The 2,857-nt window shown below is 75.6% G+C and carries 3 protein-coding genes and 1 pseudogene; 2 read left to right on the forward strand and 2 right to left on the reverse strand.

The genetic code is table 11. From position 1 onward, the window contains the following. On the forward strand, positions 1 to 991 hold a 991-nt coding region (locus UW392_RS09910), incomplete at its 5' end, for an HAD-IC family P-type ATPase (protein ID WP_320774539.1). Between the two features lie 320 nt (positions 992 to 1,311). Next, on the forward strand, positions 1,312 to 1,908 hold the full coding sequence (locus tag UW392_RS09915; protein WP_320774540.1) for a phosphatase PAP2 family protein: 597 nt from the start codon (positions 1,312 to 1,314) through the stop codon (positions 1,906 to 1,908). On the opposite strand, the gene UW392_RS09920 is transcribed toward UW392_RS09915, so the two are convergent. Continuing rightward, positions 1,881 to 2,333: a phospholipase gene (locus UW392_RS09920; RefSeq protein WP_320774541.1), complete on the reverse strand. Its 453-nt coding sequence runs from the start codon at positions 2,331 to 2,333 to the stop codon at positions 1,881 to 1,883. The genes UW392_RS09915 and UW392_RS09920 overlap by 28 nt on opposite strands. Before the next feature lie 119 nt (positions 2,334 to 2,452). Continuing rightward, a pseudogene (locus tag UW392_RS09925) lies at positions 2,453 to 2,857 on the reverse strand (hypothetical protein); the annotation flags it as partial.

Raw genomic sequence — 2,857 nt, forward strand, 5'->3', positions numbered from 1 at the left:
GCTCGGCATCCTCATCAAGGGCCCCGAGGTCCTGGAGTCCACCCGCCGCGTCGACACCGTCGTCCTGGACAAGACCGGCACCGTCACCACCGGCCGCATGACCCTGCTGGCCGTCCACACCGCCGACGGCGTCGACGAGGAGACGGTGCTGCGGACGGCGGGCGCCGTGGAGCACGCCTCCGAGCACCCGGTCGCGCGGGCCGTGGCCGCCGGGGCGCTGGAGCGGCTCGGTCCGCTGCCCGAGCCGGAGGACTTCGCCAACGTTCCCGGACTCGGCGTCCAGGGTGTCGTCGAGGGGCGTGCGGTGCTGGTGGGGCGGGAGCTGCTGCTGCGGGAGTGGGCGATGACCCTGCCGGAGGGGCTGGCGCGGGCCCGGGACGCGGCGGAGGCGGCCGGGCGCACGGCCGTCGTCGTGGCCTGGGACGGGGCGGCGCGGGCCGTCCTCGAAGTCGCCGACGCGGTGAAGGAGTCCAGCGCGGAGGCGGTCTCGCGGCTGCGGGGTCTTGGGCTGCGGCCCGTCCTGCTGACCGGCGACAACCGGCGCGTCGCGGAGTCCGTCGCGCGGGACGTCGGCATCGACGAGGTGATCGCGGAGGTGCTGCCCGAGGACAAGGCGGCGGTGGTCGAGCGGCTGCGCGCCGAGGGGCGTACGGTCGCGATGGTCGGGGACGGGGTCAACGACGCGGCGGCGCTCGCCACGGCGGATCTGGGGCTGGCGATGGGGACGGGGGCCGACGCGGCGATCGAGGCGGGCGATCTCACGCTGGTGCGGGGGGATCTGCGGGTCGCGGGCGACGCGATACGGCTCGCTCGGCGGACGCTCGGGACGATCCGGTCGAATCTGGTGTGGGCGTTCGGGTACAACGTGGCGGCGTTGCCGCTGGCCGCGGCGGGGTTGCTGAATCCGATGATCGCGGGGGCGGCGATGGCGTTCTCGTCGGTGTTCGTGGTGGGGAACTCGTTGCGGTTGCGGTCCTTCCGAGCGGTGTAGGGGCCCTGGGGGCCCTTCTATGGGGGGGGTGGGATGGGGTGGGGTGAGGTGGGGTGGGGTCCGGCCGGGGGAGGTGGGGTGGGCGGGGGCGGCTACGGGGGTGGGGGATGGGCGGGGGCTGCCGGGTGCGGGTTGTGGGGGGCTGGGCGCGCAGTTCCCCGCGCCCCTTGCCACGGCGGCTTCGCCGCGTGGTCCCCGCGTCCCTTGCCACGGCGGCTTCGCCGCGTGGTTCCCGCGTCCCTTGCCACGGCGGCTTCGTCGCGTGGTTCTCGCGCCTCTCGGTCTCGGTGTCATCCGGTCGGACCGTTCGGGGGGCCGTTGTGGGTGGGGTGGGTGAGGGTGGGGGTGTGCGTTGGGACGGTGTGGTGCGGGGTGGGCGGGCCCTGGACGGGGCCCTGTACGCCGCTGTCGCCGGGGGGTCCACTCCCTCGTTGGACCGGGCGTTGCGGGAGCTTTCGCGGGCCGCCGACCGGTCGAAGATCTCGCTCTGCGTCGCGGGCGCCCTCGCCGTGGCGGGTGGCCGCCCGCGCCGGGCCGCGCTGCGCGGGGTCGGGTCGGTCGCGCTGACGTCGGCCGTGGCCAACCTGCTCGCCAAACGCCTCGTACGCCGGTCCCGGCCCGACCGGGAGGCCGCGCGGGTCGCCGTCGGGCGCCGGGTGCCGATGCCCGCGTCGGCGTCGTTCCCCTCGGGGCACACGGCATCGGCGGCGGCGTTCGCCACCGCCGTCGGCGCGGAACTCCCCCCGGCGGCCCTCCCGCTGGGCGCGCTGGCGGGCGCCGTCGGCTACGCGCGGGTCCATACCGGTGTGCACTATCCGGGCGACGTGGCCGCCGGGGCCCTCCTCGGCGTACTGTGCGCGGCCGCCGTGCGCGCGGCGGCCGGACGGCTTCAGCCGAACGCCCTGACCGCCTGGTAGTACGTCCACGCCGTGCTGTTGCAGGTCGTCTTCGTCGCACCGGTGTAACCGGCGCAGACCCGCTTGAGGTCCTCGTAGAAGGCGCTGTCGAGCCGCGCCTTGTTGGCGTCGAAGGCGCCCGCCGCCTTGTAGTTGCGGTAGCCGAAGTCGTGCCGGGCGCAGGAGGTGCTGAAGGGGAAGCCGAGCGGGTTGTCCGGCGAGGTGGAGCAGTAGTCCGTGGACCAGTCGAACCCGTACGCGGCCCAGGCCGCCTGGTCGGCGCGGGCGGCCTTCCACTGGCTCTGGCTGGACGCGCCGGTCTGCGTCCAACTCGACAGCACCTCCGCTCTGTCGGCGGGCGCGGCGTCGGCCGCCGTGGCGGTGGCGACAACGGTCAGGACGGACAGGGCCGAGGCGGCCAGGCCGGTCGCGAGTCTGCGGTGCATGCCACACCTCCATGAGGACGCGGCCCGCCCCTCGGGCCGCGTGTTCATGACGAGAGCATGCGCGCACCGGCCGTACCTTCACACCTGTCCGGACCCAACAGCCCGTCAACTGCCGGTGTTCAAGGGTGAACACGGCGTGTACCGCCGTCGCGCGCGCCTCGCGCACCACCCCGTGCGCCGCCGCGTATGTCGATCGCCGTGAGTGCCAGCGCCAAGGGGCCCGGTACCAGGAAGGCGAGCGGCAGCAGCGTCCAGGCGCACAGGAGCGCGGTCGCCACGGCGAGCAGCACCAGAACACTGCCGCCCGCGTCCCGTACCGCGTCCCGGGCGGCCACGCCGAGGGCAGCCCGCCAGTCGGTGCGGGACTCGGGACGGGCACAGGCGCGCAGACCGACGACCAGGGCCGCCGCTCCGACGGCGGCGGCCACCACCGCGAACGGCCCGGCGCCCGGCAGTCCCGCGCCGGCCAGGGCGAGGTCCGCCGCGCAGAGCAGCGCACCGGCCAGGGCGACAACGCCGGCGAG

It is taken from the genome of Streptomyces sp. CRN 30, assembly GCF_034105845.1.